The sequence below is a fragment of the Neorhizobium galegae genome (assembly GCF_021391675.1).
GTDB classification, from domain to species: domain Bacteria; phylum Pseudomonadota; class Alphaproteobacteria; order Rhizobiales; family Rhizobiaceae; genus Neorhizobium; species Neorhizobium galegae_B.
Window position 1 is genome coordinate 516,595 of sequence record NZ_CP090096.1, and the last position, 26,403, is coordinate 542,997.

General features: G+C 63.0%; 24 protein-coding genes. 11 read left to right on the forward strand and 13 right to left on the reverse strand.

Features of this window, described 5'->3' with window-relative positions; genetic code table 11:
* Positions 1–69: 69 nt before the first annotated feature.
* From LZK81_RS25195 to LZK81_RS25240, 10 genes are all read right to left on the reverse strand, one after another.
* Complete coding sequence (locus LZK81_RS25195) at positions 70–831, reverse strand: ABC transporter ATP-binding protein (RefSeq protein WP_233957734.1); 762 nt, start codon at positions 829–831, stop codon at positions 70–72.
* A complete protein-coding gene (locus tag LZK81_RS25200; RefSeq protein WP_233957735.1) occupies positions 828–1,868 on the reverse strand; it encodes a FecCD family ABC transporter permease in 1,041 nt (346 codons plus the stop codon). The genes LZK81_RS25195 and LZK81_RS25200 overlap by 4 nt, the downstream gene beginning before the upstream one ends.
* Positions 1,865–2,887, reverse strand: a complete 1,023-nt coding sequence (locus LZK81_RS25205) for an ABC transporter substrate-binding protein (protein WP_037078378.1) — start codon at positions 2,885–2,887, stop codon at positions 1,865–1,867. Before LZK81_RS25205 ends, LZK81_RS25200 begins: the two co-directional genes overlap by 4 nt.
* Before the next feature lie 159 nt (positions 2,888–3,046).
* Entirely contained in the window at positions 3,047–3,262 is a 216-nt protein-coding gene (locus LZK81_RS25210; protein WP_233957736.1) for a hypothetical protein, read from the reverse strand.
* A 201-nt stretch (positions 3,263–3,463) separates the two neighbouring features.
* The gene (locus LZK81_RS25215) at positions 3,464–3,637 is read right to left on the reverse strand and encodes a hypothetical protein (RefSeq protein WP_233957737.1); all 174 of its coding nucleotides are present in this window, start codon (positions 3,635–3,637) and stop codon (positions 3,464–3,466) included.
* A 319-nt stretch (positions 3,638–3,956) separates the two neighbouring features.
* The gene (locus LZK81_RS25220; protein ID WP_046612577.1) at positions 3,957–4,160 is read right to left on the reverse strand and encodes a hypothetical protein; all 204 of its coding nucleotides are present in this window, start codon (positions 4,158–4,160) and stop codon (positions 3,957–3,959) included.
* 177 nt (positions 4,161–4,337) lie between these two features.
* Positions 4,338–4,781 carry a hypothetical protein gene (locus tag LZK81_RS25225; protein WP_233957738.1) on the reverse strand — a complete coding sequence of 148 codons (444 nt, stop codon included), beginning with the start codon at positions 4,779–4,781 and terminating at the stop codon, positions 4,338–4,340.
* Positions 4,782–4,792: 11 nt separating this feature from the next.
* A complete protein-coding gene (locus tag LZK81_RS25230; RefSeq protein ID WP_051903798.1) occupies positions 4,793–5,185 on the reverse strand; it encodes a hypothetical protein in 393 nt (130 codons plus the stop codon).
* A gap of 60 nt (positions 5,186–5,245) precedes the next feature.
* On the reverse strand, positions 5,246–5,818 hold the full coding sequence (locus LZK81_RS25235) for a hypothetical protein (RefSeq protein WP_233957739.1): 573 nt from the start codon (positions 5,816–5,818) through the stop codon (positions 5,246–5,248).
* A 520-nt stretch (positions 5,819–6,338) separates the two neighbouring features.
* Positions 6,339–7,616 (reverse strand): ABC transporter substrate-binding protein, encoded by a 1,278-nt coding sequence (locus LZK81_RS25240; RefSeq protein WP_233957740.1) that lies wholly within the window; start codon positions 7,614–7,616, stop codon positions 6,339–6,341.
* A 195-nt stretch (positions 7,617–7,811) separates the two neighbouring features.
* On the opposite strand from LZK81_RS25240, the gene LZK81_RS25245 reads away from it, so the two are divergent.
* From LZK81_RS25245 to LZK81_RS25270, 6 genes are read left to right on the forward strand one after another with little or no spacing between them, the layout of a single operon-like run.
* On the forward strand, positions 7,812–10,331 hold the full coding sequence (locus tag LZK81_RS25245; RefSeq protein WP_233957741.1) for a hypothetical protein: 2,520 nt from the start codon (positions 7,812–7,814) through the stop codon (positions 10,329–10,331).
* 15 nt (positions 10,332–10,346) lie between these two features.
* Positions 10,347–11,441, forward strand: coding sequence for a glycoside hydrolase family 88/105 protein (locus tag LZK81_RS25250; protein ID WP_233957742.1), 1,095 nt, complete (start codon positions 10,347–10,349; stop codon positions 11,439–11,441).
* Entirely contained in the window at positions 11,438–12,802 is a 1,365-nt protein-coding gene (locus LZK81_RS25255) for a glycoside hydrolase family 28 protein (protein ID WP_233957743.1), read from the forward strand. The genes LZK81_RS25250 and LZK81_RS25255 overlap by 4 nt, the downstream gene beginning before the upstream one ends.
* The gene (locus LZK81_RS25260; RefSeq protein ID WP_233957744.1) at positions 12,790–13,908 is read left to right on the forward strand and encodes an ABC transporter ATP-binding protein; all 1,119 of its coding nucleotides are present in this window, start codon (positions 12,790–12,792) and stop codon (positions 13,906–13,908) included. The genes LZK81_RS25255 and LZK81_RS25260 overlap by 13 nt, the downstream gene beginning before the upstream one ends.
* The gene (locus tag LZK81_RS25265; protein ID WP_105401564.1) at positions 13,895–14,890 is read left to right on the forward strand and encodes a carbohydrate ABC transporter permease; all 996 of its coding nucleotides are present in this window, start codon (positions 13,895–13,897) and stop codon (positions 14,888–14,890) included. Before LZK81_RS25260 ends, LZK81_RS25265 begins: the two co-directional genes overlap by 14 nt.
* Positions 14,891–14,892: 2 nt before the next feature.
* The gene (locus tag LZK81_RS25270) at positions 14,893–15,951 is read left to right on the forward strand and encodes a carbohydrate ABC transporter permease (RefSeq protein WP_233957745.1); all 1,059 of its coding nucleotides are present in this window, start codon (positions 14,893–14,895) and stop codon (positions 15,949–15,951) included.
* 3 nt (positions 15,952–15,954) lie between these two features.
* Here the strand turns inward: LZK81_RS25270 and LZK81_RS25275 are convergent, their stop codons facing one another.
* Positions 15,955–16,995 carry a LacI family DNA-binding transcriptional regulator gene (locus tag LZK81_RS25275; RefSeq protein WP_233957746.1) on the reverse strand — a complete coding sequence of 347 codons (1,041 nt, stop codon included), beginning with the start codon at positions 16,993–16,995 and terminating at the stop codon, positions 15,955–15,957.
* A gap of 284 nt (positions 16,996–17,279) precedes the next feature.
* Complete coding sequence (iolG, locus tag LZK81_RS25280; protein ID WP_046604994.1) at positions 17,280–18,275, reverse strand: inositol 2-dehydrogenase; 996 nt, start codon at positions 18,273–18,275, stop codon at positions 17,280–17,282.
* Between the two features lie 166 nt (positions 18,276–18,441).
* Between iolG and LZK81_RS25285 the strand changes: the two genes are divergently transcribed.
* The 5 genes from LZK81_RS25285 to iolB all read left to right on the forward strand — a co-directional run bounded on the left by LZK81_RS25285 (position 18,442) and on the right by iolB (position 24,850).
* Positions 18,442–19,254: a MurR/RpiR family transcriptional regulator gene (locus LZK81_RS25285; protein ID WP_046665916.1), complete on the forward strand. Its 813-nt coding sequence runs from the start codon at positions 18,442–18,444 to the stop codon at positions 19,252–19,254.
* Positions 19,255–19,382: 128 nt separating this feature from the next.
* Positions 19,383–21,311, forward strand: coding sequence for a bifunctional 5-dehydro-2-deoxygluconokinase/5-dehydro-2-deoxyphosphogluconate aldolase (locus LZK81_RS25290; protein ID WP_233957747.1), 1,929 nt, complete (start codon positions 19,383–19,385; stop codon positions 21,309–21,311).
* Complete coding sequence (gene iolD, locus LZK81_RS25295; protein WP_233957748.1) at positions 21,308–23,131, forward strand: 3D-(3,5/4)-trihydroxycyclohexane-1,2-dione acylhydrolase (decyclizing); 1,824 nt, start codon at positions 21,308–21,310, stop codon at positions 23,129–23,131. Before LZK81_RS25290 ends, iolD begins: the two co-directional genes overlap by 4 nt.
* 1 nt (position 23,132) lies before the next feature.
* Positions 23,133–24,044, forward strand: coding sequence for a myo-inosose-2 dehydratase (iolE, locus tag LZK81_RS25300; RefSeq protein WP_233957749.1), 912 nt, complete (start codon positions 23,133–23,135; stop codon positions 24,042–24,044).
* Entirely contained in the window at positions 24,041–24,850 is an 810-nt protein-coding gene (iolB, locus tag LZK81_RS25305) for a 5-deoxy-glucuronate isomerase (protein ID WP_233957750.1), read from the forward strand. The genes iolE and iolB overlap by 4 nt, the downstream gene beginning before the upstream one ends.
* Here the strand turns inward: iolB and LZK81_RS25310 are convergent.
* Positions 24,847–26,346, reverse strand: a complete 1,500-nt coding sequence (locus tag LZK81_RS25310; RefSeq protein ID WP_233957819.1) for a sulfatase — start codon at positions 26,344–26,346, stop codon at positions 24,847–24,849. The two genes, iolB and LZK81_RS25310, sit on opposite strands and share 4 nt — an antisense overlap.
* Between the last annotated feature and the right edge of the window lie 57 nt (positions 26,347–26,403).

Genomic DNA, 26,403 nt, shown 5'->3' on the forward strand with positions numbered 1-26,403 from the left:
GACGTTCGCGCAACGGCCTTCGGCTCTCATGGCGCGGACTGTGCGGTCGGAACTCTGTCGTAGGGGGGATCAGACGAGGTAATGGATATGGGGTCGTGAATGGTGCGGCGAGGCTTCTACCCGTGCTTCGACGGAAAACACGTCCCTGAGCAGAGCTTCGGTCAGCACCTCTTCCGGTGCCCCGCACGCGACGATCCTGCCGTTCTGCATGACGATCAGCTCATCGCAGAACATCGCTGCATGGTTGAGATCGTGAATCGCGATGATGCTCGTCATCGGCAGGCCGGAAACCAGCCGCATCAGGCCGATCTGATGCTGGATATCCAGATGGTTGGTCGGTTCGTCGAGGATGAGTTCCTTCGGCGATTGCGCCAGCGCCCTTGCGATATGGGTCCGCTGCTTTTCGCCACCGGAAAGGGACTGCCAGCGGTCGTTGCGCTTGTGGGCCATGCCGGCACGCGCAAGAGCGGTCTCGACCGCTTCGTCGTCAGTGAGCGACCAGCCGGAGAATATCGACCGGTGTGGAAACCGCCCGAGCTTCACCACATCGACGACCCTCAGATTGGCATTGGTCGTGGCGTGCTGTTCAACGAAGGCGACTCGCTTTGCGATCGACCGCCGCCCGATTGTCTTGAGATCCTTGCCCTCGAGCATGATGGAACCCGAATGCGGCAGTTTCAGACCCGCGAGCAGACGCAGGAGAGACGTCTTTCCCGAACCGTTCGGTCCCAGCAGGCCGAGCGTCTTGCCCGGCTGTGCCTCGAACGAAACCCCGTCGAGCACGGTCTTCCGGCCAATTTTCCAGGTGAGGTTCTCGGTCTTGATGCTCATGACGCGCGTTGGAACCGGTAGAGGATGATCGAAAAGAAGGGCACGCCGACCAGCGCGGTGACGACGCCGATCGGCAGGACCTGCTGTGGGATGAGGGTGCGTGACGCAATGTCCGCCACCACCATGAAAACGGCACCGACGACGGCGCAGGCCGGAAGCAAGCGGACATGCAGTGGTCCGACCGCAAACCGCGCCACATGCGGTACGACAAGGCCGACGAAGCCGATAGAGCCGACCATGCTGACGATCGTCGCCGTCATCATCGCCGTCAGGGCGAAAAGCACGATGCGTGCGTGCGCGACATTGACACCGAGCGACGCCGCCGCTTCATCGCCGAAGGCAAAGGCGTCGAGCACGCGGGCATAAAGCAGGCAGGCCACCAGCGCGATGCCGACGATGATCGAGACCAGCGTCAGTTCCGGCCAGCGCACGCCGCCGAAACTGCCAAGCAACCAGAACATCACGTCGCGCGCCTGCTGGGCATTGCCCGACGTCGTGACGATGTAGGAGGTCGAGGCGTTGAAGAGCTGCGAAGCGGCGACACCGGCAAGAATGGTGCGGTCCGCACCGCCGCGCGTGCCGTTGGATAGCAGAGCCACGAAGAAGAAGGCGGCGAAGGCGCCGGCAAAAGCCCCGGCCGATAGTGAAACCGTGCCTGCGCCAACACCGAGGATGACGATCGCGACGGCTCCGGTGGACGCGCCGGCGGAGATACCGAGAACATAGGGTTCGGCCAGCGGGTTGCGCAGCAGCGATTGCATGATCGCTCCCGACAGGGCGAGGCCCGCACCGCAAAAGGCCGCGACCAGCGCCCGGCTGAGACGGTAGTCCCAGATGACCGTCTCATGGATACGGTTGAGCCCTACCGCCGTCCATCCCAGCCGATTGGCAACCGCAGAAAAGGTCGTCGCGAGCGGGATCGGCAGATCGCCGATCCCGACGCTTATGCCGACAACGAGACCGATGGCCGCAAGCGAAGCCACCAGCACGGCCGCGAAGGCGAAAAGCTGCTGAAGGGAGCCGCGCTTTTCCGTCACTTCAGAAGACCGATGGCCTTCAACTGTTCGGCCACTTGTTCGGCGCCATAGATCGTCCGCACGGTCGGGTTCATGGCCTGACCGTCCATCACCACCATTGCCTTGTTCTTCACGGCGGTGATCTGGCTGACGGCCGGATCGGTGGTCAGGAACTTGATCTTTGCTTCCGGCTTGTCGAGTTCCCAGCGGTTGCGGTCCAGATTGGCGACGACGATCACGTCCGGATTGGCAGCGATGATGCTTTCCCAGCCGAGTGTCGGCCATTCGGCTTCGGCGGTAACGGCATTGCGGCCGCCCAGCACATCGGCGATGAAGCCGGACGCTGCGTTCTTGCCGCCAAGATAAGCATCGGCCGACGGGCTGGGGCTGGAGAACCAGAAGACGTAGGAGAGGCTTTTGCCGTCCTTCGACACGCTGGAGCGGAGTTTGGCTTCGCGCGCCTTGAAGTCGGCGATCAATGCCTGGCCGCGATCAGCGACATCGAAGATCTGCGATAGTTCGTCGATTTCCTTGTAGAGCAGGTCCATGTTCCAAAGCTGGGCGCGGCTGCCGTACTGGTCCTTGACCTCCTTGGTGCTGAGGCAGGTGCTGGGCGAGAGATAGCTCGGAACGCCGACCTTGTCGAAATCCTCACGCTTGGCGACCTTGCTGCTCGGGCCGACCAGGCTCGGCAAAGCGGCCGCCACGAAATCCGGGTTCTCCGCCAGGATCGATTCGAAGGTCGGGAATTCGACGCTCAGAAGCTTGACCTTGGCATTGGCTTCGGCAAGCTGCGGCAAAACCTTGCTCGGCCAGAAGGCGGTGCCGGCCATCTTGTCCTGGAGGCCGAGCAGCAGCAGGATTTCCGCGCTGTTCTGGCCAAGCCCGATTGCCCGCTCGGGCGCCTTCTGGAAACTGACCTGGGCGCCGCAGTTTTCGATGGTGAGGGGATATTTCGTCGAGGCGAATGCCGAGGAAACAGTGAAGCTGGATGCGGTCGCGATCAACAGCGCGGTCAAGGTGGATTTTAGCGTGAGCATGGCAGGTCCTGGTTCAAGTCTGCCATGGCGAATAGCCGTTCCTGCTGGTTTTAACAAGATAAAGCCAGTCATCTTTGATGTTGCAAGCCGACCTTCTGCCAGAGGCACATCGTCACCTGCGTCGCAGATCCCGTCCGCGTTGCGCTCAAACAAGCTCCGTCAGATCAGGTTGCGCCGTTTTGTCTTTATCAGGGCTGCGAGTTCCTCACCGCTGATGATCGGCTCGGGGATTTGGCCGCAATGAACGAAGAGCTCGATGGCCGGAAGCTCGCTGATATTCTTTCTGCAATAGGCCAATGCCCTTTCCAGCGAGACGAATGTCCGGCTGGGGACGTCTTCTGACCAGCAATGAACCGTGGCGGGTACGCGTGTCATATACCGGAATCCGGTCGGGCATCTTTCGGGTTTCCTCGGCGTATCGTTCTGATGCGAATTTTTGTCAAAATTATCATATGATAAGAATGCGTGTGGGTTTAGCTGGCGGGGTGGTTACCGGTCTGAAACCCGGAACGCGGCAATTTGAACGGCCTGCGCATCATCTTCCCCCGCTAGGCCGCAAGGCGCAGCGGGGTGGCTTCATCGTCGATCACTCTGGTCGATGGCGTGCGGAGACGGCGGTGTCTGAGAACTCGTGGGCTCGCCGGGGGTCAGGAAAAAGAAATAGACCGCACCGATGACAAGTGCGGCCGCTAGAATGGCGGTGACAAATTTCATCATGTTGTTGCCGACTTTTCTGGACGTGTCGTTCATGAAGGCTCCAACAGGCTGATTGAAGAAGAGTTCCTCGCCCGATGCCGGCAGGTCATGATTGCGCTCTGCGAGCGGTCGACGGCTCCCAGGATCAAGCTCGTCTTCAGGCCGCTGCCGCAAGCAGGACGCTGGCGATGATCAGGCAGCCAAGCGCTGCATTCAGTCCGATGTAAAACGCCAGTTCATGTTGGTGGTCGGGTTTGCGGTGCATCTCGTTCTCCTCCTGAAAGCCCAACCTGCCGGGGCGTTAGAAAGTTCCGGCCGGCATTGCGAGGCACTGAAAAAGGAGTGGACGAAGTAGGACAGCAAGACGCGCCGCCTAGTCTCCCGCTGCCCCAAGCCCAATCGGCCCATTGATCCTGTTCAAAGCTTCCCCGAGGGATTTGACCGCTTCCATCGTCACGGCCTGGGCCGACATCAGCATTGCGAGGTCAGCATCCTTCCCCTGGTGGGACAGCGCGAGGGAGCGCTTGTGCAGCTGCTGGCTTATGGTGCTCAGTTGCGTAAAAGTATTTTCGTCCATCTTCATCCTCCGAAGTCTGTGCGGTTTTAAAGCCGCCAGCCGGCATTCAGTTCCAATCAGCGAGCTGAACGGCAGAATTCGTAAGCGGCGGCGGACTAAACACCTGGGGATCATCCGCTTGCCGCCGAAGGCTCCGGCTCCCGCTCTTTCGTGGGAGCCGGTTCGTCGTTTTCCAGGTCACTGCTGCGGCAGAACCACGCTGCTGTCAGTGGTGCTTTTGACCGGCTTCTGCCCCGGAACGTGGGACATGCTGCGCGTCTTGCTTTGCAGCTCATCACCCTTGACCCGCGTTTTCGTCTGCGATTTGCTGAAGGTGCCCTGGTCCATGGCCTGCGCCTTCGACTGCGCTTTCAGCTGGTTCGGGTTCTCGTTGATCTTGGTCTGGCTCCTGGCTTTGCCATCGGCCGTCGCCGCACTGCCCCCAGAGCCGATCGAGGCTGTCGTGCCATCGTCGGTCTGACAGGCTCCGGCGGTGCCGAGTGTGCTTGCCGATGTGCCGCCTGCGGCGGCACTGCCGGCGGAGCCGACCGTGCCGGCCGATTTGCAGTCCTGTGCAAGCAAGGGTGTGGTGGCGACCGTGGCCATAAGCACAAGGCACGCCAGGGATATTTTCTTCGACATGTCTATCTCCTTCATTTCCGAGGCTTGGTGACGTCGCAGGTGCCGTCCGACCGGCGGGTGATCACCGTTCCATCAGGCCTGGTGACGCTTGCCGTCGAAAATGCCTGATTGCCGGCCGTGCCGGTTGTGACGGACGAGCCGGCGCTGGACGAAGCCGAGCCACCGCCCGAATGCATCGTCGTTGTCTTGCCGTCGATTGTCGTCGAGGACGATACGCTGCCGCCGCCTGCGGTTACCGATGTGGACGTGCCGTTGGCGATCGAGCCTGTACTTTCGATGACGGTACAGGTCGTGCCGTCGTCAAGCTTGATGGTTTCGGTGGCAAAGGCCGAGATCGCGGTAATGGTCGCCAGGATCAGCGGCAGTGCGAACGTGCCTTTGTATGCGAATGATGCCGAGGTCATTTCGGCTCTCCTATTGATAGGACGAAGGCGGAGCTATCCGCCCTCGTCCGATGGATGGGACTAGCAGGAAGCGCCGTCTTTCTTGGCCTGGCCCGGAGGACATGCCTTCTTGCCCTGTCCATGTTCAGAGCCGGCCGCGCCAGCCGAGCTGCCGCCGGTTCCGACCGAGCTGGTCGACATGCCGTCCTTGGCCGAGGTGCCGCCGGTGCCGAGCGTCGAAGCGGAGCCCGACCCACTGCCGGAACCTGCCGCCGAACCGCCGGTACCAACGGAGCTGCTGGACTGGCCATCGCCTGCGGACGTGCCACCGGTGCCGAGCGTGGATGCCGAGCCGGAGCCGCTGCCGGATCCTGCCGCCGAACCGCCGGTGCCAACCGAGCTGCTGGACTGGCCACCGCCTGCGGAAGAACCGCCGGTGCCCAGGGTCGAGGCGGAACCGGAGCCGCAGTTGGTCGTGCCGGGGGCGCAGTTCGTTCCGGCAGAACTGCCGCCCGTCCCGACCGTGCTGCTGGAGGTGCCGCCGCCGGCGCTGGTGCCTCCGGTGCCGACCGTGCTGCTGGTCTGGGCGAAGGCAGACAGAGTGGTGCCCGCGAGAAGCGCCGCGGCAAACGCCGCGCGTGTAACAATGTTCATGTCTTATCTCCTTGAGTTTCCACATGCTTCCGACCGCGAACAGCGTTTCCGAAGCTGTGGAGAAAACTGGCTTCCGACGGCGCGTGTTCCCGCCCTCAGGCTTCAGTCCCATCCAGGCTTAGACCTTAGGCCATGGGCGACATCGACCAAGGTCCGGTGCAATGAGGAAAAGGTCGCGAACGCGGAACTTGGACCGCAATCGCGGGTTCGTGGCGTCTCGAAAAGGAGGTTCAGATGGAAGAGAGCGTGTATCAGGCGCGGTGGCTGTTGATCATCATCGCTTTGCTGGCAGTCGGAATGACCACCGTCGGCGCCGCAGCCGGGTGAGCCGGCCTGGGGGCGGCTGGCGGGACAGAGCGCCTTCTTTGCCGGGTCCCTGGAGATTGATGCCCGGGCGGGCCTTTAGCCGTTCAGTCTGAGAGACAGGCACCCGAGCACCTGCCGCCAGATCAAAGCGCTTCCCACCTCAGGTCTTTGGTAAGGCATGCCGGGTTGGGTCGCCACCCGACATGCCGGATCGTCACTTTACCGCCAGCGCCTCGTTGATCTTGCCGGCATCTGCCTCGAGGTTCTTGTAGGTTTCCTCCAGGCTCAATTCGCCGACGATGAGCTGGCTCATGCGCTGGACGATCTGCTGGTAGATCGCCGTCCCGCCCTTCATGCGTTCGAAATCGCGCGCGGCCTGCGGAACGTTCTTCTTGTTGTCCAGAAACACCGCCATGGATGCCTTGGCGTCGTCGCTGGAGATCTTGTATTGCGGGTTCTTGATGTCCGCTCCCGTCAGGATGACATAGGTCTCGGCGATTTCGCGCTGCACCTTCTCGGAGCCGAGAAACTCGATGAACTGCGCCACGGCTTCGGGATGTTCCGTGCGCTTGAAGCCGACGATTGCCGTCGCACCCGGCATCGCATAGCAACCCGCATCGCCGCAGGGTGCGTTGATCGCCGTCCACTGGAAGGCGTTGCCGATCTTCTTCTGGAAGGGGTTCACCATCCAGTTGCCGGCGAGGTAGGTGACGACATTGCCGTTGACGAACTCATCGCCCATGTTCTTGTACTGCGAGCCGCCGGCTGCCCCCCACATTTCCTTCGGGAAACTGCCGTTCTGGGTCCAGGAATAGAGGTCGGCGATATATTTGCGGGCGCCTGCATCCGGGAAATTGAACTTGCCGTCCTTCACGTAGACCGAGCCGTAGGAATAGGCGCCGCCGGAAAAACGGTGGCCCGACCGGTCCATGGTGAAGGGGATCTGCGCGCCCGTCGCCTTTGCGACGCGGGCGGAGGCTTCCACGATCTCCTTGAGCGTGGCCTTCGGGCCGGGCAGCGGTTCGCCGGCCTGCTCGAACAAGGTCTTGTTGACGAACGGCAGGTTCAGCGTCTGTGACGCGACGTAGCCGTTGATCGATTTCGGGTCGTTGATATTCGGCAGGCGGAGTTGGTTGAGGCTGTCTCCGTGGAGCTTGGCGAAGGCGTCCGGGTCCTTCATGTGGGAACGCATGTCGAGATAATAGGGCGCGAGCTGCCAATCGGTGATCTTGGCCAGATCCGGACCCTTACCTGCCGCCAACTGGACCGGCAGTTGTTTCACCACCGCATCATAGCCGGAAGACACGAAATTGACCTTGACGTCGGGATGTGACGCCTCGAATTCCTTGCTCAAGGCGGCCATGCGCTCGACGTAGCCCTGGTCGTCGTCGGTGAACAAGAAAGTAATGGTCTTGGCGTCCGCCATGGCCGCGCCCGAAAGAGCGAAGGCCGAGAATACGAACGCACTTATCCCGGATAGAAGTCTCTGCATTTTTCATCCTCCCAATGAAAATATTTTCACAATTCGAAAGATTTCCTTTCGGATTTTCCTTCGAATTTCTCCTTTTTGAAGCTTGACAATCCAAACGTCAAGCTGTCTTGTCGCCCTAAATTCGAAACTGCTCACAAAGCTGACGTTGCGAGTTTCAATTTATGAAAATATTTTCATGATCTGAGGGAGGCAGTCATGGAGCATTCACCTGCAGCCGCAGGTCGTTCGGACGGCGCCAGCTATCATGTCGCTCCCGGCGAAACCTTCACCGCGTGGGTCGTCTCGGATTTGCGCCAGACGTATTTTCCAGGTGAACCGGCGCCGGCGGAAGATCGCGTCGATTATCGCTTCATCAACGGCTTCGTGGATGTCGGCGACCTGCCTTGCAGAAAAGCCTTCCAGGCACAGATGATCGGGCGGGAAATTCGTGCCGAGCACGACTGGAAACCGGCCTCCCTGAACCTGCCGGGGCCGAACCGCCGCGTCGAGTTCACCGGCTTCTGGCACGTGCCCATCCATGTCGGACGCTGGCTGCGCGGCAGTTTCCGCGCCGAGGCCGTCCGCCATGTGCCGATGCGGCTGAGAACCTGCGGCGGCGTGCGGATCTGGGTGAATGGCGAGGAACAGGTGCGGTTCGAGCCCTTCCGGCGCAACGTCGAAAGCGAGACCGAGATCGTCCTGGCGCTGAAGGCCGGCGACAACGACATCCTTCTCTTGACCGAAGACCTGGCGGAAAGGGACACGATCTGGTTCTTCGAGTTGGAACTGGCCGATACCCAACCCCTGGACATCGCCCTGCCCACCGTGCTGGACCGGCAGGAAGTCCGGCGGCTGGAGCTCCTAGCGCGCGCCATCCGCCCCGCGGCCGACGTTTTCGTCGACCGCCCGTTGGAAATCCTCTTCGACACCCCGCCTGGGGCCGATCTGCCCGTCGGCATCGAGGTCTACAGCCATGGCCATGACCGGGCCGTGCTGGCGAAGGCGGACCTGACGCTGGGTGCCGGCGAGACACGGCTTGTCGCTGCCGCAATCAAAGGCCTGCCGGACGGATATCACGGCATCAGGCTGAAGATCGGATCCGGCGCCGCCGCCGTCGCCCGCCATATCGACGCCGCCTTCATGAGCGGCCTCGTCCTGCCGCAAGCCGCCGCCACGCTTGCCGAGCGCAAGCGCGAGGCGCTGATCTTCAGCGCCCGTTTCGGCGCCGAGCGGATCGGCCGCGTGCTTGCCATGGCTGCAACCGGCGAGATCGACCGCCAGGCGATGGACAGGATCATCGCCGCCACGCTCGAGGTCATCGACCGCCGGGAGGATTGTTCCGATTTCGTGATGGTGCCGCTCCTCTGGCTCCTCGGCGAATATCAGCATGTCCTGTCACCGCAGACGACGGCAAACATCCGCGCCTCCGTCGCCGGCTACCGCTACTGGGTGGACGAGCCAGGCAACGACGTCATGTGGTTCTGGAGCGAGAACCACGTCCTGTGCTTCCACACGAGCCAGCTGATCGCCGGCAGGTTGATGCCGGATACCGTGTTCTCCGCATCGGGCAGGGCGGGACGCGAGCAGGCGCAACTGGCGGAAGAGCGGCTTCGGCGCTGGTTCGACAGCGTCGAGGCCCACGGCCTCGCCGAATGGAATTCCGCAGCCTATTATCCGGTGGATTTCATCGGTCTGCTCGCTCTCGAACGCTGGGGCGGAGACGATATCGCCCCGCGTGCCCGCCATCAGCTGGATCTGATCTTCCGGATGATCGCGCTGCACACGCTGGCGGGCGTTCCGGCCGGCTCGCAGGGGCGGGCCTACGACAAGGAGCTGCGGGCCGGGCCTCTCACGGAGCTGGCGCCATTCGCCCGCGTGGCATTCGGCAGCGGCTGGCTGAACGGCGGCGTCGCTTCGCTGCCGATGTTCTGCGCCGGTTCCTACGCGCCGCCGGCCGACCTGCCGGAGTTTGCCCAGCTGGCGCGCGGACGCTCGATCGAGGCGCGTTATGCGCAGGGGCTCGAAAGCGGCAAGCTCGTGCTCTTCAAGACGGAAGCCTCGCAGCTCTCGACCGTGGTCGATCACAAGACGGGCCGGCGGGGGCATCAGCAGCATGTGCTCGACATTCGGCTTGCGGGCCATCCGATGGCGAGGCTCTGGGTGAACCATCCCGGCGAAGACGACCCCTGGGGCACGCAACGCCCCTCCTATTGGGCCGGCAACGGCGTTCTCCCCCGCGTCATGCAATATCGCGACGTCGCCCTGCTGATTGCCGACACCGAAGGCACGCGCCATGCCTGGACCCATGCCTATCTAGGACGCGACGGCCTCGACGAGGTCGTCATGGACGGAAACTGGCTCATCACCCGCTCGGGCCGGGGTTTCGCGGCGCTCTACGCCACGAACGGCCTTGAACTCGTGACCGATGGAGCGACCGCCGGACGCGAGGTGCGCTCCGAGGGTGTCCTCACCGGCTGGGCGGCCGTGGTGGGCGCGGGCGACGAAGCCGCTTTCCATCGTTTCGTCGAACGTATCCGCGCCACCTCCGTCTCGTTCGACACCGATAGCAAGGTGCTGAGCCTTTCGCCGCCGGACCGCGAAACACTGGCGCTCGCTTATGCCGGGGAATTCACCGTCGGCGGAGAGCCGCGACCTTTCATCCACGACCAGCCCGTGCCGATCCTGACCCATGACAGCACGACCGCCGACGCCGGCGCCCATCCATTTTATGCATAAAGGACATTCCGACCGATGGATTCGATGACCCTCAACAAACCGGTCCTGCAGGAGACGATCGATCAGGTCGCGGTTGCGTTCAGCCGCCTCAAGGGCATCAAGGAAGGCCTTGCCGGTGCGGATGCGGACGGCGGTATCCAGTTCGACGAATGGGACTGGGAAGTCGGCGTCGGCCTCTACGGCTTCCTGCGCCGCGCGCTTGCCGCCGGCGACCGGAAGGCTATCGACGACCTCGTCGCCTGGTACGGCCGGCAAATCGGCCGGGGCCTGCCGCCGCGGCAGATCAACAGCACGGCACCCATGCTGCCGCTCGCCATCCTCATCGAACATGTCGACCGGCCGGATTTCCGCACGCTCGTCGAGGATTGGGCGGACTGGCTCGTCCACCGGCTTCCGAAGACCGAGGACGGCGGTTTTCAGCACGTCGTCAAGGAACGGCTGAACGACGGCGAGCTCTGGGACGATACGCTGTTCATGGCCGGCCTGTTTCTGGCACGCGCAGGCGTCGCCTGCGGGCGTCGCGACTGGATCGACGAGGCCGTCTACCAGTTCATGGTGCATGCCCGCTATCTGTCCGATCCGGTCACGGGGCTCTGGTATCACGGCTGGACCTTCAACGGCCGGCACAATTTCGCCAAGGCCTTCTGGGCGCGCGGCAACGCCTGGATCACGGTCGCCATTCCCGAACTGTTCGAGCTCGTTCCCGACCTCGAGGAAAAGGACAAGCGTTTCCTGTCGAACGTGCTTGCGAGCCAGGTGCGCTCGCTGAAGCGGCTGCAGCGCCCGGACGGCATGTTCCATACGCTGCTCGACGACCCGACATCTCCCCTTGAAACATCGGCGACGGCCGGTATTGCCTACGGCATCCTGCGCGGCATCGATGCGGGCATCCTGGATGCCTCCAACCGGGTGCATGCGGAACGCGCGCTGGCGGCCGTGCTCTCACAGGTCGATGACGAGGGCGTCGTCCAGGGCGTTTCGGATGGCACACCGATGGGGCACGATCTGGATTTCTATCGTCGGATCCCCAACCTGCCGACCCCTTACGGGCAGGCGCTGACGATGCTGCTGCTGACCGAAGTCCTGCTCGAGGGCGAGGAGGGTGCATGAACAGGTTCCCGTCCCTTCTCATCGAGCCCATGCAGGAGGATGAGACGGCGCGCATTCAGGCGGCGATCGACCAAGTGGCAGCGCGCGGCGGCGGCTGCGTCGAACTTGCCGAAGGCATCCACAATACGCGCGGCCTGCGGCTACAATCCGGCGTCGAGCTTCATCTGGCCAGTGGCGCGATCCTCCGCCCGGCGGCCGACTACGGGGCTTACGAGCAGACATCGGTTTCGGTTGTCGCCGAGAAGTCGAACCGTGCCATGATCGTCGCCAGAAACGCGACGGATATAGCCTTGACCGGCCCTGGACGGATCGAGGCTGGCGGCGAACATTTCATCGCCGGCAACGACGAGGCGATGGGCACCTTTGTCCCGGCGGAATTCCGCCCGCGGGTGGTGGTCTTCGAATCCTGCCGCGGCGTCCGGATCGAGCGATTGGAAATTGTCGATTCGCCGATGTGGACGCTGCACCTCGTCAATTGCGACGACGTCTATGTCGGCGGTGTGAAGGTATCGAACAACCGGCGCATGCCGAATACCGACGGCCTCGTGCTCGACGCCTGCCGGCATGCAGTGGTGGAGGACTGCGTCATATCGACGGCCGATGACGGTATCTGCCTGAAGACCAGCGCCGGACCGGACGGCCAGGCGATCGGAGAATGCGAAAACGTGCTCGTGCGCCGCTGCCTGGTCGAAAGCAACAGCTGCGCGCTCAAGATCGGCACGGAATCCTACGGCGATTTCACCGACGTCGTTTTCGAGGACTGCCGCGTCCACGATTCAAACAGGGGATTGGGGCTGTTTTCGCGCGACGGCGGGCACATGACCGATATACGCTTCTCCCGGATAGAGGTCGATTGCCACGAGACGCTCGACGGCTTCTGGGGATCGGGCGAAGCGCTGACGGTAACGGTGGTGGATCGCATCCCCACCCGCCGGGCCGGTGCCGTTCGAAACCTCGTCGTCGAGGACCTCGACGGCCAGATGGAGGGAGCGATCGCGCTCGTCTCGACGTCCGCCGCAGGAATCGAGGGCGTCAGGCTTTCGCGGCTGCGACTGCGGCAGCGAAAAGGCCCGCTCGGCACCGGACTTCGCTATGATCTGAGGCCGACCAACGCGGATATCGCACCGAGCGCGGACGCTGCCGGCCGTGCGAATGCTTGGACGAAGGGCGCGGACGGACGGGTGGTCGGCCTCGTCGGCTACCCGGGCGGCATGCCGGCGCTTTTTACCGCCGGCATAGAGGGGATTACGATCGAGGAGACGCATTTCGAGAGGCCGCAACCGATACCGGAAGGCTGGAACGTCGAAAGCGTCATCCATAAAGTGACTGAACCTGACGGGAGCAGGGAATGGGAAATCTGAAACTTACGAATGTCACCAAGGCGTTCGGCGCGCTGACCGTTCTGCACGGCATCGACCTGACGATCGACAACGGCAAGTTCGTCGTTTTCGTCGGTCCGTCCGGCTGCGGCAAGTCGACCCTCCTCAGGATCATCGCAGGGCTGGAGGACATCAGCGCCGGCGGCATCGAGATCGGCGGGCGCGACGTCGTCCAGCTTTCGCCGGCGGAACGGAAGATCGCCATGGTCTTCCAGTCCTATGCGCTCTATCCCCATATGAGCGTGCGCAAGAACCTCGCCTTCGGGCTCGAAAACCTGAAATTCAAGCGCAGTGAAATCGAGACGCGGATCGGGGAGGCGGCGCGCATGCTGGCGATCGAGCCCTATCTGGATCGCAAGCCAAGGCAGCTTTCCGGCGGCCAGCGCCAGCGTGTCGCGATCGGACGTGCCATCGTGCGCAATCCCGATATCTTCCTCTTCGACGAGCCGCTTTCGAACCTCGACGCGGCGCTGCGCGTGCAGACAAGGGCGGAAATCACCCGGCTGCATCGCGAACTGAGGACGACGATGATCTACGTCACCCACGATCAGGTGGAGGCGATGACCATGGCCGACGAGATCGTCGTGCTCAATGCCGGCCGGATCGAACAGGTCGGAACGCCGCTCGAACTCTTCGACAATCCGAGGAACCTCTTCGTGGCGGGCTTCCTGGGCTCACCGCGGATGAACATGCTGAAGGGGCAGGTGACGGCGGTCGGCGAAGCCGGGGTGACGATCGACGCCGGCTATGGCGCGCCGCTCACTGCGTCGATCGATCCCGCCGCGGCGAAAGTAGGCCAGGCCGTGCTCGTCGGCATACGACCTGCGCATTTTTCGGTCGGCGACGAAGGATTGCCGTTCGTCGTCCAGTATCACGAGAGCCTTGGGACCGAGACCTATGTCTACGGGACGCTCGAGGGGCGGGACGAGCAGATCATCGTCCACCAGACCGGTCATTTCGCGCCGCGGCCCGGCGACCTTCTGCGGATCATGCCGCTATCCGGCCGGGTGCACGTCTTCGATCCGGACAGTGGCCTGGCTCTGCCGCAGACCGTTAGCCAACGGAGTGATGTCCATGAGCACGCCTAAGGCGACCGATTTCGGCGGCCGTGCCCTCGACTTCGTCATGGGCATCGTCGAGGCGCCGATCAACGGGTTCGAGCGGCTGATGGGCAGGAAGCGGATGCCCTACCTGTTCCTCGCGCCGAACCTCATCCTTTTCGGCATATTCACCTTCCTGCCCATCGCCATCGCGGTCGGTTATGCATTTACCGGGGGCACCGGCCTGTTCGTGTCGGAGCGGCCTTTCGTCGGCTTCGACAATTTCCGCCAGCTCCTGCAGTGCGAAGACTACCTTCGTCCGGGGAGCTGCCGCGAGTCCCTGTTCTGGACGGCGGTCTGGAACACGCTCTGGTTCGTCGGCTTCAACGTTGCCGCGACCCTGCTCGTGGCCTTGGTGACGGCTCTCATCCTCAACCGGGCGATGGCCGCGCGCGGTTTCTTCCGGGCCATGTTCTTTTATCCCGTCCTGCTGTCGCCGGTCGTCATCGGCCTGATCTGGAAGTGGTTTTTGGACCGCAACGGCCTGCTCAACGCCTTCCTGCAAATGCTCGGCGTGCCGCCGGAAATCTTCCTGCTGGACGTTGGCTGGTCGCGCTTCTTCGTGGTGGTCGTTTCGGTCTGGTTCCACATGGGCTTTTATACGCTGATCCTTCTGGCCGGCCTGCAGGCCATTCCGAAGGATCTCTACGAAGCAGCCTCGATCGACGCGGCGTCGCCACGGCGCACGCTTTTCCGGATCACGCTTCCGCTTCTCGGGCCGAACCTGCTCGTCGTGCTGATCCTCCTGATGATCCGCTCGGTCCAGATCTTCGACGAAGCCTGGGTGCTGACCAATGGCGGCGGCCCCGGCACCGCAAACAGCTTTATCGTCCAGTACATCTACCAGATGGCTTTCGGCAGCGACCTGCGCCTTTTCGGCCTCGCCTCGGCGGCCTCGGTGCTGATGGGTCTCGTGCTGCTGGCTCTGACGCTCATACAGTTGCGGCTCGGCCGCAAGATGGAGTCCTGACCATGTCGCAAGGCCTCTCACCCATCGCCTTCCTGACACGCACCCGCCGGCCGGGCCGGATCGGCGTCACCGACATTCTCTCCTGGGCCTGGCTAATCCTGGGCACGATTGCCGTGCTCATTCCGGTGGTATGGGCGGGGCTTTCCTCGTTCAAGCCGGCCGCCGAGATCACCCGCTTTCCGCCGACGCTGCTGCCGCGTGCGGCGGTCCAGCAGACTGTCCCCGGCTTCGACGCCCCGCTCAGCCTCTGGACCGTCGATGTCGACGGCCAGCCGCGCGAGATGGCGATGGTCCGGCGCATCGGGCTGAAAGCCCAGATGGTCGATCCGAGCAATCCCGGCCCGCCGGTCAGCGTCGACGTCAAAAGCATGTCGCCAGTCCAGCGGCTCACCATCGCCACCGAGAACTATACCGATCCGCTCACCCGGTTCGACTTCCTCACCTTTTTGAAGAATTCGGTCTTCGTCACCTTCGTCGCAACACTGCTGACACTCGTCGTCAACGCGCTTGCGGCTTTCGCGCTGTCGAAATACCGGTTCCGGGGCGAGAAGGCGATCTTCGTGCTGATCATCTCGACGCTGATGATTCCCCTGACGGTGGTGATGGTCCCGGCCTATCTGGTCGTCGTTGGCGTCGGCCTGGTGGACAGTCTCTGGGGCATCATCATCCCGACGATCGCCTCGCCGACGGGTGTCTTCCTGCTGCGCCAGTACATGCTCACCATTCCCGACGAACTCATCGAGGCGGCCCGTGTCGACGCGGCAAGCGAGTTCCGGATCTTCTGGCGCATTGTCCTGCCGCTGACGGCGCCGGCGCTCGCGGTGCTGGCGATCTTTTCCGTCCTTTGGCGGTGGAACGACTTCCTCTGGCCGCTGATTGTCCTGAGCAGCCGCGAAAACTTCACCCTGCAGGTCGGGCTCAACGCCTTCCAGGGGGAGTTCTCCGTGCAGTGGAACTACATCCTCGCCATGACCTTCCTGAGCCTGGCGCCGGTGACTGTCGTCTTCCTGTTCCTGCAGAAATACATCACAACGGGTATTGCCGGCACCGGAATGAAGTGAGGTTCACCTGCGGGGCGCCGCGACGCTGCCCCGCAGCACCAGCTTGCACCCGAGCTCCAGCCGGTAGGCCGGCCGCAGCGGATCGTTGGCGACGAGCCGCTGTTCCAGAAGGCTGATTGCGGCCGCCCCCAGCCGGTCGGTCGGCAACTGGACCGTCGAGAGCGGCGGCGTGCTGAATTCCCCGGGCACGATATCGTCGAAGCCGAGCACGGACATGTCTTCCGGCACGCGCATGCCGAATGCCGCCAGCGCCCTCAGGCAGCCGAGCGCCAAGTTGTCGGCGGCGCAGAAGATCGCCGTCGCGCCGCGCAGGCCGCGGCCTTCGGAAAGCAATTGGCGGATCGCCTGCTCGCCCTGGTGGGGCTCGTATCCTTCCGCCTCGACGATCATCTCCGGCGATACGGCAAGGCCGGCCGCGAGATGCGCATCGGCGTAGCCGTCATACCGGCGGCGGATAGTGGTCCTGCCCTTCCAGGTCAGATGCAGGATGCGGCGATGGCCGAGCGACAGCAGGTGCTCGGTTCCGTGGCGGGCGCCGAAGCGGTTTTCACCGGTGACCGTATCGACCAGCATCGAAGGGTCCTCGCCGTTCAGGATGACGAGCGGCGCCCGCCCCGCGGCAAGGGCGCGGATCAGTTCCGGCCGGTCGTCGTTGAGGATGACGATGCCGTCGACGTTTTCGGCCTGCGCCATGCGGCGCACCTCGCCCGCGTCGATCCGGGTGCCGGCGCTGACGAAAGGCACGATCCGGATGCTGAGCCGCTCGCATTCCTGGCGCAGGCTGTTGAGCATCGTCCAGCTGACGAGATTGACGTCGCTGTGAGGCGCCGCATCGCTGGTGATCGCCAGAAGGATCGTGCGAAGCGTGGCGATCGTCGCCCGGCTTCGGCGCTTTTCCAGATATCCCAGCCTTTGCGCGGAATTGAGCACCCGCTCCCGAACTTCTATGGATATCGGCGCGGTTCCGTTGAGAACATGGGACGCGGTACTGAGCGAAACACCGGCATCCAGAGCCACATCTTTCAAGCCGAGCTTGGCTTTCAACAGAATTTCTTTCGATTTAAGCTGGGTTTTGAAGCGCCGATACGAGCAAACAATGTCTCGCATTGTTCGTGCAGGCTATTTGGATATCTCCGCGCACGACCCGTTGCCGGAGCGATGCTTCATCTCCCCGATGCGATGAACTCCGTCCATCATGCATGCTCACGGGGCTCCAAGGCAAGACAATCTTGACGCGGCCTTTCGTCGAAAAGCCGCGTCGCCGTTATTGTGGAGCAGTCCCGTCTTCCCACGGAAGCGTCTGTGTCCGACACCGGATGCCTTGGACTTTATTCGTCGATGACGATCGATTTGCCTTCCTTGGCGGCCCGCACGGCTGCATCGGCCAGCGTCAGCGCGATCACACCGTCTTCGGCGGAAGGCGAGGGGGCCGAGCCGCTTTCGAGGCTGTCGATGAAGGCGGAAATTTCCGCTGCATAGGCCTCGGTATAACGCGTCATGAAGAAGTCGTGCAGCGGCGGGCGGGTATAGCCGTCCTTGTTGGCGATCTCGATCGAGACCGGCCGCTGGTTTTCGGCGGCGACCGAGCCGAGCGATCCGTGCACCTCGATGCGCTGGTCATAGCCGTAGCTCGCCCGGCGGGAGTTGGAGATGATGGCCTGCCTGCCGCTTTTCGTGGTCAGGATGAGGCTTGCGCTGTCATAGTCGCCAAGCTCTCCGATTTTCGGATCAACCAGCACGGCGCCGGACGCCATGACGCTGTGGATTTCCTCGCCGAGCAGAAAACGTGCCATGTCGAAGTCGTGGATCGTCATGTCGCGGAAAATACCGCCGGAAACCTTGATGTATTCCGCCGGTGGCGGGCCGGGATCGCGGCTGGTGATGGTCACCATTTCCACCTTGCCGATCCTGCCGTCGTCGATCGCCTGTCGCACGGCCCGGAAATGCGGATCGAAGCGGCGGTTGAAGCCGAGCATGACCTTGGCGCCGGTCCTGCGAACCGTCTCGACGCAGGCTTTGGCGCGGTCTACGTCGAGGTCGATCGGCTTTTCACAGAAGATTGCCTTGCCGGCCTTGGCGAAGCGTTCGATCAGGTCCGCATGGGTATTGGTCGGTGTGCAGATGATCACGGCATCGATATCGCCATCGGCCTCGACCGCATCGATCGTGCTGACCTTGCAGCCGGTGCTGTCGGCAATTGCCTGCGCCGCGTCGGTCATCGCATCCACCACCGCGACGAGCTTCGCTCGCTTGTCCTGCGTGATGGCGCGCGCATGTACCTTGCCGATTCGACCTGCGCCGAGAAGCGCCAGTTTCGTGACCATGATGTCCTCCCGTGACATTGTCCGCTGTTTCAGCCAGACCCGCCTGCGCGGGTGACGCAGCCGTTTTTCCTGCTGCGTTTCAGACTGTCCAAATCGAAATTTGGAATATATGTTCTATTTTGCTAGTTTGTGATTTCATCCATGTCAAGGAGAACGGAAGGACCGAATGGAGGACAGGGCGCCAGCCAGCATCAAGCAATTCGAAGAACGGCTAATCGACGTATCGGAGAGCCTGCCGAAACGACTGCGGCAATGCGCCGAGTATGTCGCGGCCAACAAGGACCGGATCGCGGTGTCCACGGTGGCCGAGATGGCGGAAGGGGCCGGCGTGCAGCCTTCGGCCTTCATGCGCTTCTGCCGGATCCTCGGCTTTTCCGGCTTCTCCGAAATGCAGCGGCTGTTTCGCGAGTCCTATGCCGGCGGCTGGCCGGACTATTCGACACGGCTGAAAAATCTGCGGGAAAAGGCCGAGGGCAGCGCTTCCGCGCTGCTGGGCGAGTTCGTCGATGCCGGCCGCGCTTCGCTCGAAAACCTCCTGAAGACGATCGACGCCAAGACCCTGGACGACGCCGTCGAGGCGCTGGCGAAGGCCCAGATGATCCACATCATCGGCCTCAGGCGCTCCTTCCCGGTCGCAAGCTACATCTCCTATGCGTTCGAGAAGATGAACGTTCCGGCCATGCTGCATTCCGGCGTCGGCGGGCTCGACAACCACAATGCCATCCGTACCGGCGACGTGCTGCTGGCGGTCACCTTTTCTCCCTATTCGGCAGAGACGGTGGATATGGTCGAGGCAGTGAGCGCGCGGGGCATCCCGGTCGTGGCCCTGACCGATACGATCGTCAGCCCCCTGCGGAAGTTCGAAGCGATCACACTTTCCGTCTCGGAGGTTGATTTCGGCGCTTTCCGCTCGCTGTCGGCGACGCTCTGTCTGGCCATTGTGCTGTCGGTGGCGGTGGGCACAAAGCGATCCGAATGAATGTTTATGTTGAAAAGTAGGAAAATAGAATTTATAGTCCATTTCTGATTGGAGGCGGCCGGGGAGGATCGGCCGGTTCCGGGCGGTATCGACGGGCATAAAGCCCAGCCGCCGCGAGGGAGGAAATCTTGGCGTCACTTGATCTCATCACGATCGGCCGTTCGTCCGTTGATCTCTACGGCGTGCAGGTCGGCGGGCGTCTGGAGGATATGGCCTCCTTCAACAAATATATCGGCGGCTCGCCGACGAACATTGCTGCGGGTGCGGCAAGGCTCGGGCTGAAATCGGCGCTGATCACCCGCGTCGGCGCCGAGCATATGGGCCGGTTCATTCGTGAGCAGTTGATCCGCGAGAAAGTCGACGTGCGCGGCGTCAAGACCGATCCGGAGCGCCTGACGGCGCTCGTTTTGCTCGGCATCCGCGACCAGCACCAGTTTCCGCTGATCTTCTATCGCGAGAACTGCGCCGACATGGCGCTTTGCGAAGATGATATCGATCCCGGCTTTATTGCAGAAGCGGGCTGCGTCTGCGCCACGGGCACCCATCTTTCCCATCCGAACACCGAGGCTGCCGTCTTGAAGGCGCTGCGGCTCGCCCGCGAGAATGGCGCCCGCACGGCCCTCGACATCGACTATCGCCCGAACCTCTGGGGCCTTGCGGGCCATGAGGCAGGCGAAAGCCGCTTCATCGAGTCCGGCAAGGTGACCGCCAAGCTGCAATCGAGCCTGCATCTGTTCGACCTGCTGGTCGGGACGGAAGAGGAATTTCATATCGCCGGCGGTTCGACCAATACGCTCCAGGCGCTGAGAGCGGTTCGCGCCGTTTCCAAGGCGACGCTGGTCTGCAAGCGCGGCCCGATGGGCGCCGTCGTCTTCGAAGGCGATATTCCCGACAGCCTCGACAAAGGCCAGACGGGGCAGGGTTTTCCCATCGAGGTCTTCAACGTGCTCGGCGCCGGCGACGGCTTCATGGCAGGCCTGTTGAAGGGCTGGCTCACCGGCGAGGACTGGCCGACGGCGCTGAAATACGCCAACGCCTGCGGCGCCTTCGCCGTCTCGCGCCACGGCTGCACGCCGGCCTATCCGAGCTGGGAAGAGCTGCAATATTTCTTCCGCACCGGCATCCGGGACAAGGCGCTGCGCAAGGACGGTGCGCTGGAGCAGGTGCACTGGTCCACCAACCGGACCGGCGAGTGGTCGCAATTGCGGGTCTTCGCCTTCGATCACCGCATGCAGCTCGAAACCATTGCCGATGAGGCGGGCCAGAGTTCGGAGCGGATCGACGAGTTCAAGGCACTCTGCCTGAAGGCCGCGCTCGACGTTTCGGATGGCAGGCATGGCTACGGTATTCTCTGCGACGGGCGGCTCGGCCGCGAGACGCTTTACAAGGCGACGGGCACGGGGTTGTGGATCGGCCGGCCGGTGGAATGGCCGGGCTCGCGCCCGCTGACCCTGGAGCCCGAGCTTGGTCCCGATTTCGGTGGCATCACGGAATGGCCGGTCGAGAATGTCGCCAAGGTTCTCTGCTTCTATCATCCCGATGACCCGGCCGAGATGCGGGAAAAACAGGAAGAGGTGATCCAGCGCCTGTTTGCCGCCACCCGCCGCAACCGGCTGGAAATGCTGCTGGAGGTGATCCCCTCCAAGGTCGGACCGGTCAACGATCGAACCGTTGCCGATATCATCGAGCGTTTCTATGAGATCGGCGTCTATCCCGACTGGTGGAAGCTCGAGCCGATGAAGAGCGAGGCCGCCTGGGCGAATGCCTGCGCCGCGATCGAGAAGCACGATCCCTATGTGCGCGGCATCGTCGTGCTCGGGCTCGATGCGCCGATGGCGGAGCTGGAGGAAAGCTTTGCCACTGCGGCGCGCTTCGATCTTGTGAAGGGCTTTGCCGTCGGCCGGACGATTTTTGGCGATGCGGCGCGGCGCTGGTTTGCCGGTGCGATCGGCGACGACGAGGCGGTGGCCGACATGGTGCGCAAATACCGCGAACTCTGCACGGCCTGGGACACGGCACGCGCAAGTGCCGGCAGCGGAGGAGGAAACGGGCGATGAAAACGGTGAGACTGACCGCCGCGCAGGCGATGGTGCGCTATCTTGCAAACCAGATGACGGAGGAGGGCGTGCCCTTCATCGCTGGTGTCTGGGCGATCTTCGGGCACGGCAACGTCGCCGGCATGGGCGAGGCGCTGGCGGGCATTAGGCCTGACCTGCCGACCTATCGCGGCCAGAACGAGCAGTCGATGGCGCATGCGGCGATCGCCTATTCGAAACAGCTGCGCCGCAGCCGAGCGATGGCGGTGACCTCCTCGATCGGCCCGGGCGCGCTCAACATGGTGACGGCAGCGGCGTTGGCGCATGTGAACCGCCTGCCGGTGCTTTTCATTCCGGGCGACGTCTTTGCCAATCGCGGTCCGGATCCGGTCCTGCAGCAGATCGAGGATTTCGGCGATGGTCTTGCGAGCGTCAACGACTGCTTCCGGCCGGTCAGCCGCTATTTCGACCGCATCAGCCGGCCGGAACACCTTCTGACCGCGCTGCCGCGCGCCATGCGGACGTTGACTGATCCGGCCGATTGCGGACCGGTGACATTGGCCTTCTGCCAGGACACCCAGGCCGAGGCCTATGATTATCCGGAGAGCTTCTTCGAGCCGAAGACGTGGCATTGGCGCCGGCCGCGGCCGGATGAGAACGAGCTTGAGCGTGCGGTCGAGGCGATCAGGGCCGCAAAGAACCCGGTCATCGTCGCTGGCGGCGGCGTGCATTTTTCCGGCGCGACCGGGACGCTCGCGGCATTTGCGAGCCGGCACAATATCCCGGTCGTCGAGACGCAGGCCGGCAAGTCGGTGCTGCCTTGGGACCATGCATCCAATTTCGGCCCGGTGGGCGTGACGGGCGCTTCGAGCGCCAATGCCGTTTGCGAAAACGCCGATCTGGTGATTGGGGTCGGCACCCGGTTCCAGGATTTCACCACCGGCTCCTGGGCGCTCTTCAAGAATTCCACGCGCCGTATCCTGTCGCTCAATGTCCAGCCCTATGACAGCGCCAAGCACGAGGCGATCCCGCTCGTCTCGGACGCGAAGGTCGGGCTGGAGCTGATTAGTGCGGCGCTCGGCGATCACCGTTTTCGGGGAGTGGATGCCGGCCTCAAGGAGGACTGGTTCGCCAATGCGGATGCGGTCACCGCTGCCCCCAAGGACGGCAATCTGCTGCCGACCGACATGCAGGTGATCGGCGCCGTGCAACGCGCCTCGCGTGACAATACGGTCGTCATGTGCGCGGCCGGCACCATGCCGGGCGAGCTGCACCAGCTCTGGAAGGCAGGCAGGCCGCTTTCCTACCATATGGAATACGGCTTCTCCTGCATGGGGTACGAAATCGCCGGCGGGCTCGGCATCAAGATGGCGGAGCCGGATCGCGACGTGATCGTCATGGTCGGCGACGGCTCCTACATGATGATGAACTCGGAGCTTGCGACCGCCGTTGCGATGGGCGTCAAGATCACCGTCGTGATCACCGACAACCGCGGCTACGGCTGCATCAACCGGCTGCAGATGGCGACCGGCGGCGAGCAGTTCAACAATCTCTATGCACACACCAACCAGGCGAACCCGATGCAGATCGATTTCGCCGCCCACGCCGCTGCCATGGGTGCCGCTGCCCGCAAGGTCTCCTCGATCGCCGATCTGGAAGCCGCGCTCAACGGTGCTCGGGAAGCGACGGTTGTAACCGTGATCGTCATCGACACCGATCCCTATCCGACGCCCGAAGGCGGGGGGTACTGGTGGGACGTCGCTGTGCCGGAGGTTTCGGACCGCGCTGAAGTCACGCAGGCTCGCGCCGCCTACGAGGCGGCACTCAAGGAAAGACGCTGACATGATCCTCTACGGTACCAACCCCATCGCCTGGTCGAACGATGACGACCGCTCGCTCGGCGCTCATATCAGCCTCGACCAGTGCCTGGACGAGACCGCGAAGATCGGTTTCGACGGCATCGAGAAGGGCCACAAGTTCCCGCAGGAACCGGGGGCATTGAAGGCCGTGCTGGAGCCGCGCGGGTTGCGCTACGTTTCCGGCTGGCATTCGCTGAACCTGCTCGTCAACTCGGTCGAGGACGAGAAACGAGCGATGCAGCCGGCGCTCGATCTCCTCAAGGCGATGGGTTCGAAGGTCATCATCGTCTGCGAGACCTCGAACGCCATCCACGGCGACGACGGCAAGGCCGTCAACGACCGCCCGAAGCTTGCCGACGATCAGTGGAAATCCTTCGGCGCCGGCATCGAGGCTCTGGCGGAATTTGCGACCGGGCAGGGCATCAGCCTCGTCTACCACCACCACATGGGCACGATCGTCGAGAGCGAAGCCGAGATCGACAAGCTGATGGCCCATACCGGCCCGCATGCGAAGCTCCTGCTCGATACCGGCCATTGCCTGTTCGGCGGCGGCGATCCGGAGCGCGCCGCGAAAAACCACATGGCCCGCGTCGGGCATATCCACGCCAAGAACGTGCGGCCCGACATCGCCGCGCAGGTACGCAACGAAGGCCTTTCCTTTCTCGAAGGCGTCCGCCGCGGCGTCTTCACCGTCCCGGGCGACAAGGAAGGCGGCGTGAGTTTTCCCCCCGTGCTGAAGATCGCCGCCGACCACGGTTATGAAGGCTGGCTGGTGATCGAGGCCGAACAGGACCCGGACGTGCGCAATCCCTTCGAGTACCAGAGCATGGGTCTTTCCTCGCTGACGGCGATGGCGCAAGCCGCCGGCCTCGACAAGGGGAGGGGCAACGCATGACGAACCTGCTGCGCAAGCCGAAGGGCGCATCCGGCAAGGTGCATGACGTGACGCCGAAGGATGCCGGCTGGGGTTATGTCGGTTTTGGCCTCTACCGCCTGAAGCCCGGCGAAAGCGCCGCCGAAAGCACCGGCGATACGGAAGTTATCCTCGTGCTGGTCGAGGGCAGGGCGGATATCTCCGGAGGCGGCAAGGCTTTCGGCGAGCTCGGCGACCGGGTGAACGTCTTCGAACGCAAGCCACCGCACTGCGTCTATGTGCCCGCCGGTTCCGACTGGAGCGCCAAGGCGACCACCGAATGCACGCTCGCAGTCTGCACCGCGCCGGCCAGGCCCGGACGCGAAGCGGCGGTGATCGGGCCGGAGGGGCTTTCCCTCAATACCCGCGGCAAAGATGCGAATACCCGTTACATCTTCCCGATCGCCATGGAAGAGCGGGACGTCGCCGACAGCCTTCTGGTGACCGAGGTGTTCACGCCGGCCGGCAATTGGTCCTCCTATCCGCCGCACCGGCATGACGAGGACAATTTTCCCGACATGACCTATCTGGAAGAGACCTATTATCACCGGCTGAACCCGGCGCAGGGGTTCGGGTTCCAGCGGGTGTTCACCGAAGACGGCTCGCTTGACGAGACCATGGCCGTCTCGGACCACGATCTCGTGCTGGTGCCGAAGGGCCATCACCCCTGCGGCGCGCCCTATGGCTACGAGATGTATTATCTGAACGTCATGGCCGGCCCGATCCGCAAATGGCGGTTCAAGAACCACCCGGACCATGACTGGATCTTCAGAAGAGACAACCCTTAAACCGGTTGCCTGGGATGCTCGGCGATGTCGCCGATCTCGGCCATATGGTTGTCGAGCTTGTCGAGCATCTCGCGGAAAACTCCCGCATAGGCCGGATCGTTGGCGACGTTCCGCAACTCGTGCGGATCTTCCACGCAGTCGAATAACTCCCATTCCGGCGGTGCGCCGTTCGGTCGAGCGCCTGGCTGTCCCAGATCGTCGTTGTACCAGTAGATAAGCTTGTAGCGGGCGTCGCGCACCCCGTAATGCGCCCAGGCGCCGTGGATGGCATCGTTGTGCATCCAATAGCGATGGTACACCAATTGCTGCCAGTCGCCCGGCGTCCGCCCCTCCAGCACGGGTCGCATCGACCGCCCCTGCATGAAGGAAGGCGTCCGCACCCCTGCATAGTCCAGGAAGGTAGGCGCGAAATCGACGTTGCAGGCGAGATCGCGACTGGCCGTGCCAGCCGGGATCGCCGCGGGGTAACGCGCCAGGAACGGCATCTGCAGACTTTCCTCGTACATGAAACGCTTGTCGAACCAGCCGTGCTCACCAAGGAAGAAGCCCTGGTCGGAGGTGTAGATCACCAGCGTGTTCTCGGTCAGGCCTTTTTCGTCGAGGTAGTCGAGCAGGCGGCCAACATTGTCGTCGATCGATTGAACCGTTCGTAGATAGCGCTTCATGTAGCGTTGATATTTGAATTCTGCGAAAGCCTGTGGATCGGTGAAGGTGTAATTCCGGCCGGTCGAAGCGCATACAACAGTGATGCTTTCGCCACCTTTGAGTTCAGGCACGCGGCGAACCGGGATCTGATCCAGCATCAGCTCGCCCGCGACGGTCGCCGGCCCCTCCGGCTGCACCAGGCCGAGATCCTCCCAGTTGAGGTCGGAACGAACGCGCATGCGGGCAGCGGCGGCGGCGGCCGCCCGACCGGAATAATCGTCGTTGAACGTCGACGGCAGCGGAAGATCTTCCTCGGCCCAGAGATGATTGTATTTGGGGTCGGGCACGAAATGGCGATGAGGCGCCTTGTGGTGGCACATCAGGAAGAAGGGGCGGCCGTCGCCTTGTTCGATGAAATCGATCGATTTGTCGGTGATGATATCGGTGACATAGCCCGGAATTCGGCGCCGGCCATCACGATCTATGAAGGCCGGGTCCCAATAATCGCCCTGCCCAGGGACGACGGCCCAGTCATCGAACCCCTTCGGCTCGTGGAGAGGACCTTCGCCGAGATGCCATTTCCCGAAGATGCCGGTGCGATAGCCTGCCGCTTTCAAAATCTTGGCCACGTTGGGGATACGATTGTTCATGTGCGTTACGAGCGTCGTGACGCCATTGACGTGGTTATGCGTGCCGGTCAGGATCGCGGCCCTGGACGGCGTGCAGATCGAGTTCGTGACATAGGTCGCGTCATGTCTCACACCCTCCTTTGCGAGGCGGTCGAGATTCGGAGTGTGGTTGAGACCTGCGCCATAGGCCGAGATTGCCCGCGCGGCATGGTCATCCGACATGATGAAAATGATATTCGGTCGCAAGTCTTCCTCCCTCGCATGCGGCAGGAAGACGTA

Coding starts and splice junctions, on each gene's coding strand:
- LZK81_RS25195 (WP_233957734.1), bottom strand. CDS start 831: ATGAGCATCAAGACCGAGAACCTCACCTGGAAAATTGGCCGGAAGACC.
- LZK81_RS25205 (WP_037078378.1), bottom strand. CDS start 2,887: ATGCTCACGCTAAAATCCACCTTGACCGCGCTGTTGATCGCGACCGCA.
- LZK81_RS25210 (WP_233957736.1), bottom strand. CDS start 3,262: ATGACACGCGTACCCGCCACGGTTCATTGCTGGTCAGAAGACGTCCCC.
- LZK81_RS25215 (WP_233957737.1), bottom strand. CDS start 3,637: ATGAACGACACGTCCAGAAAAGTCGGCAACAACATGATGAAATTTGTC.
- LZK81_RS25220 (WP_046612577.1), bottom strand. CDS start 4,160: ATGGACGAAAATACTTTTACGCAACTGAGCACCATAAGCCAGCAGCTG.
- LZK81_RS25225 (WP_233957738.1), bottom strand. CDS start 4,781: ATGTCGAAGAAAATATCCCTGGCGTGCCTTGTGCTTATGGCCACGGTC.
- LZK81_RS25230 (WP_051903798.1), bottom strand. CDS start 5,185: ATGACCTCGGCATCATTCGCATACAAAGGCACGTTCGCACTGCCGCTG.
- LZK81_RS25235 (WP_233957739.1), bottom strand. CDS start 5,818: ATGAACATTGTTACACGCGCGGCGTTTGCCGCGGCGCTTCTCGCGGGC.
- LZK81_RS25240 (WP_233957740.1), bottom strand. CDS start 7,616: ATGCAGAGACTTCTATCCGGGATAAGTGCGTTCGTATTCTCGGCCTTC.
- LZK81_RS25245 (WP_233957741.1), top strand. CDS start 7,812: ATGGAGCATTCACCTGCAGCCGCAGGTCGTTCGGACGGCGCCAGCTAT.
- LZK81_RS25250 (WP_233957742.1), top strand. CDS start 10,347: ATGGATTCGATGACCCTCAACAAACCGGTCCTGCAGGAGACGATCGAT.
- LZK81_RS25255 (WP_233957743.1), top strand. CDS start 11,438: ATGAACAGGTTCCCGTCCCTTCTCATCGAGCCCATGCAGGAGGATGAG.
- LZK81_RS25260 (WP_233957744.1), top strand. CDS start 12,790: ATGGGAAATCTGAAACTTACGAATGTCACCAAGGCGTTCGGCGCGCTG.
- LZK81_RS25265 (WP_105401564.1), top strand. CDS start 13,895: ATGAGCACGCCTAAGGCGACCGATTTCGGCGGCCGTGCCCTCGACTTC.
- LZK81_RS25270 (WP_233957745.1), top strand. CDS start 14,893: ATGTCGCAAGGCCTCTCACCCATCGCCTTCCTGACACGCACCCGCCGG.
- iolG (WP_046604994.1), bottom strand. CDS start 18,275: ATGGTCACGAAACTGGCGCTTCTCGGCGCAGGTCGAATCGGCAAGGTA.
- LZK81_RS25285 (WP_046665916.1), top strand. CDS start 18,442: ATGGAGGACAGGGCGCCAGCCAGCATCAAGCAATTCGAAGAACGGCTA.
- iolD (WP_233957748.1), top strand. CDS start 21,308: ATGAAAACGGTGAGACTGACCGCCGCGCAGGCGATGGTGCGCTATCTT.
- iolE (WP_233957749.1), top strand. CDS start 23,133: ATGATCCTCTACGGTACCAACCCCATCGCCTGGTCGAACGATGACGAC.
- iolB (WP_233957750.1), top strand. CDS start 24,041: ATGACGAACCTGCTGCGCAAGCCGAAGGGCGCATCCGGCAAGGTGCAT.
- LZK81_RS25310 (WP_233957819.1), bottom strand. CDS start 26,346: ATGTCGGATGACCATGCCGCGCGGGCAATCTCGGCCTATGGCGCAGGT.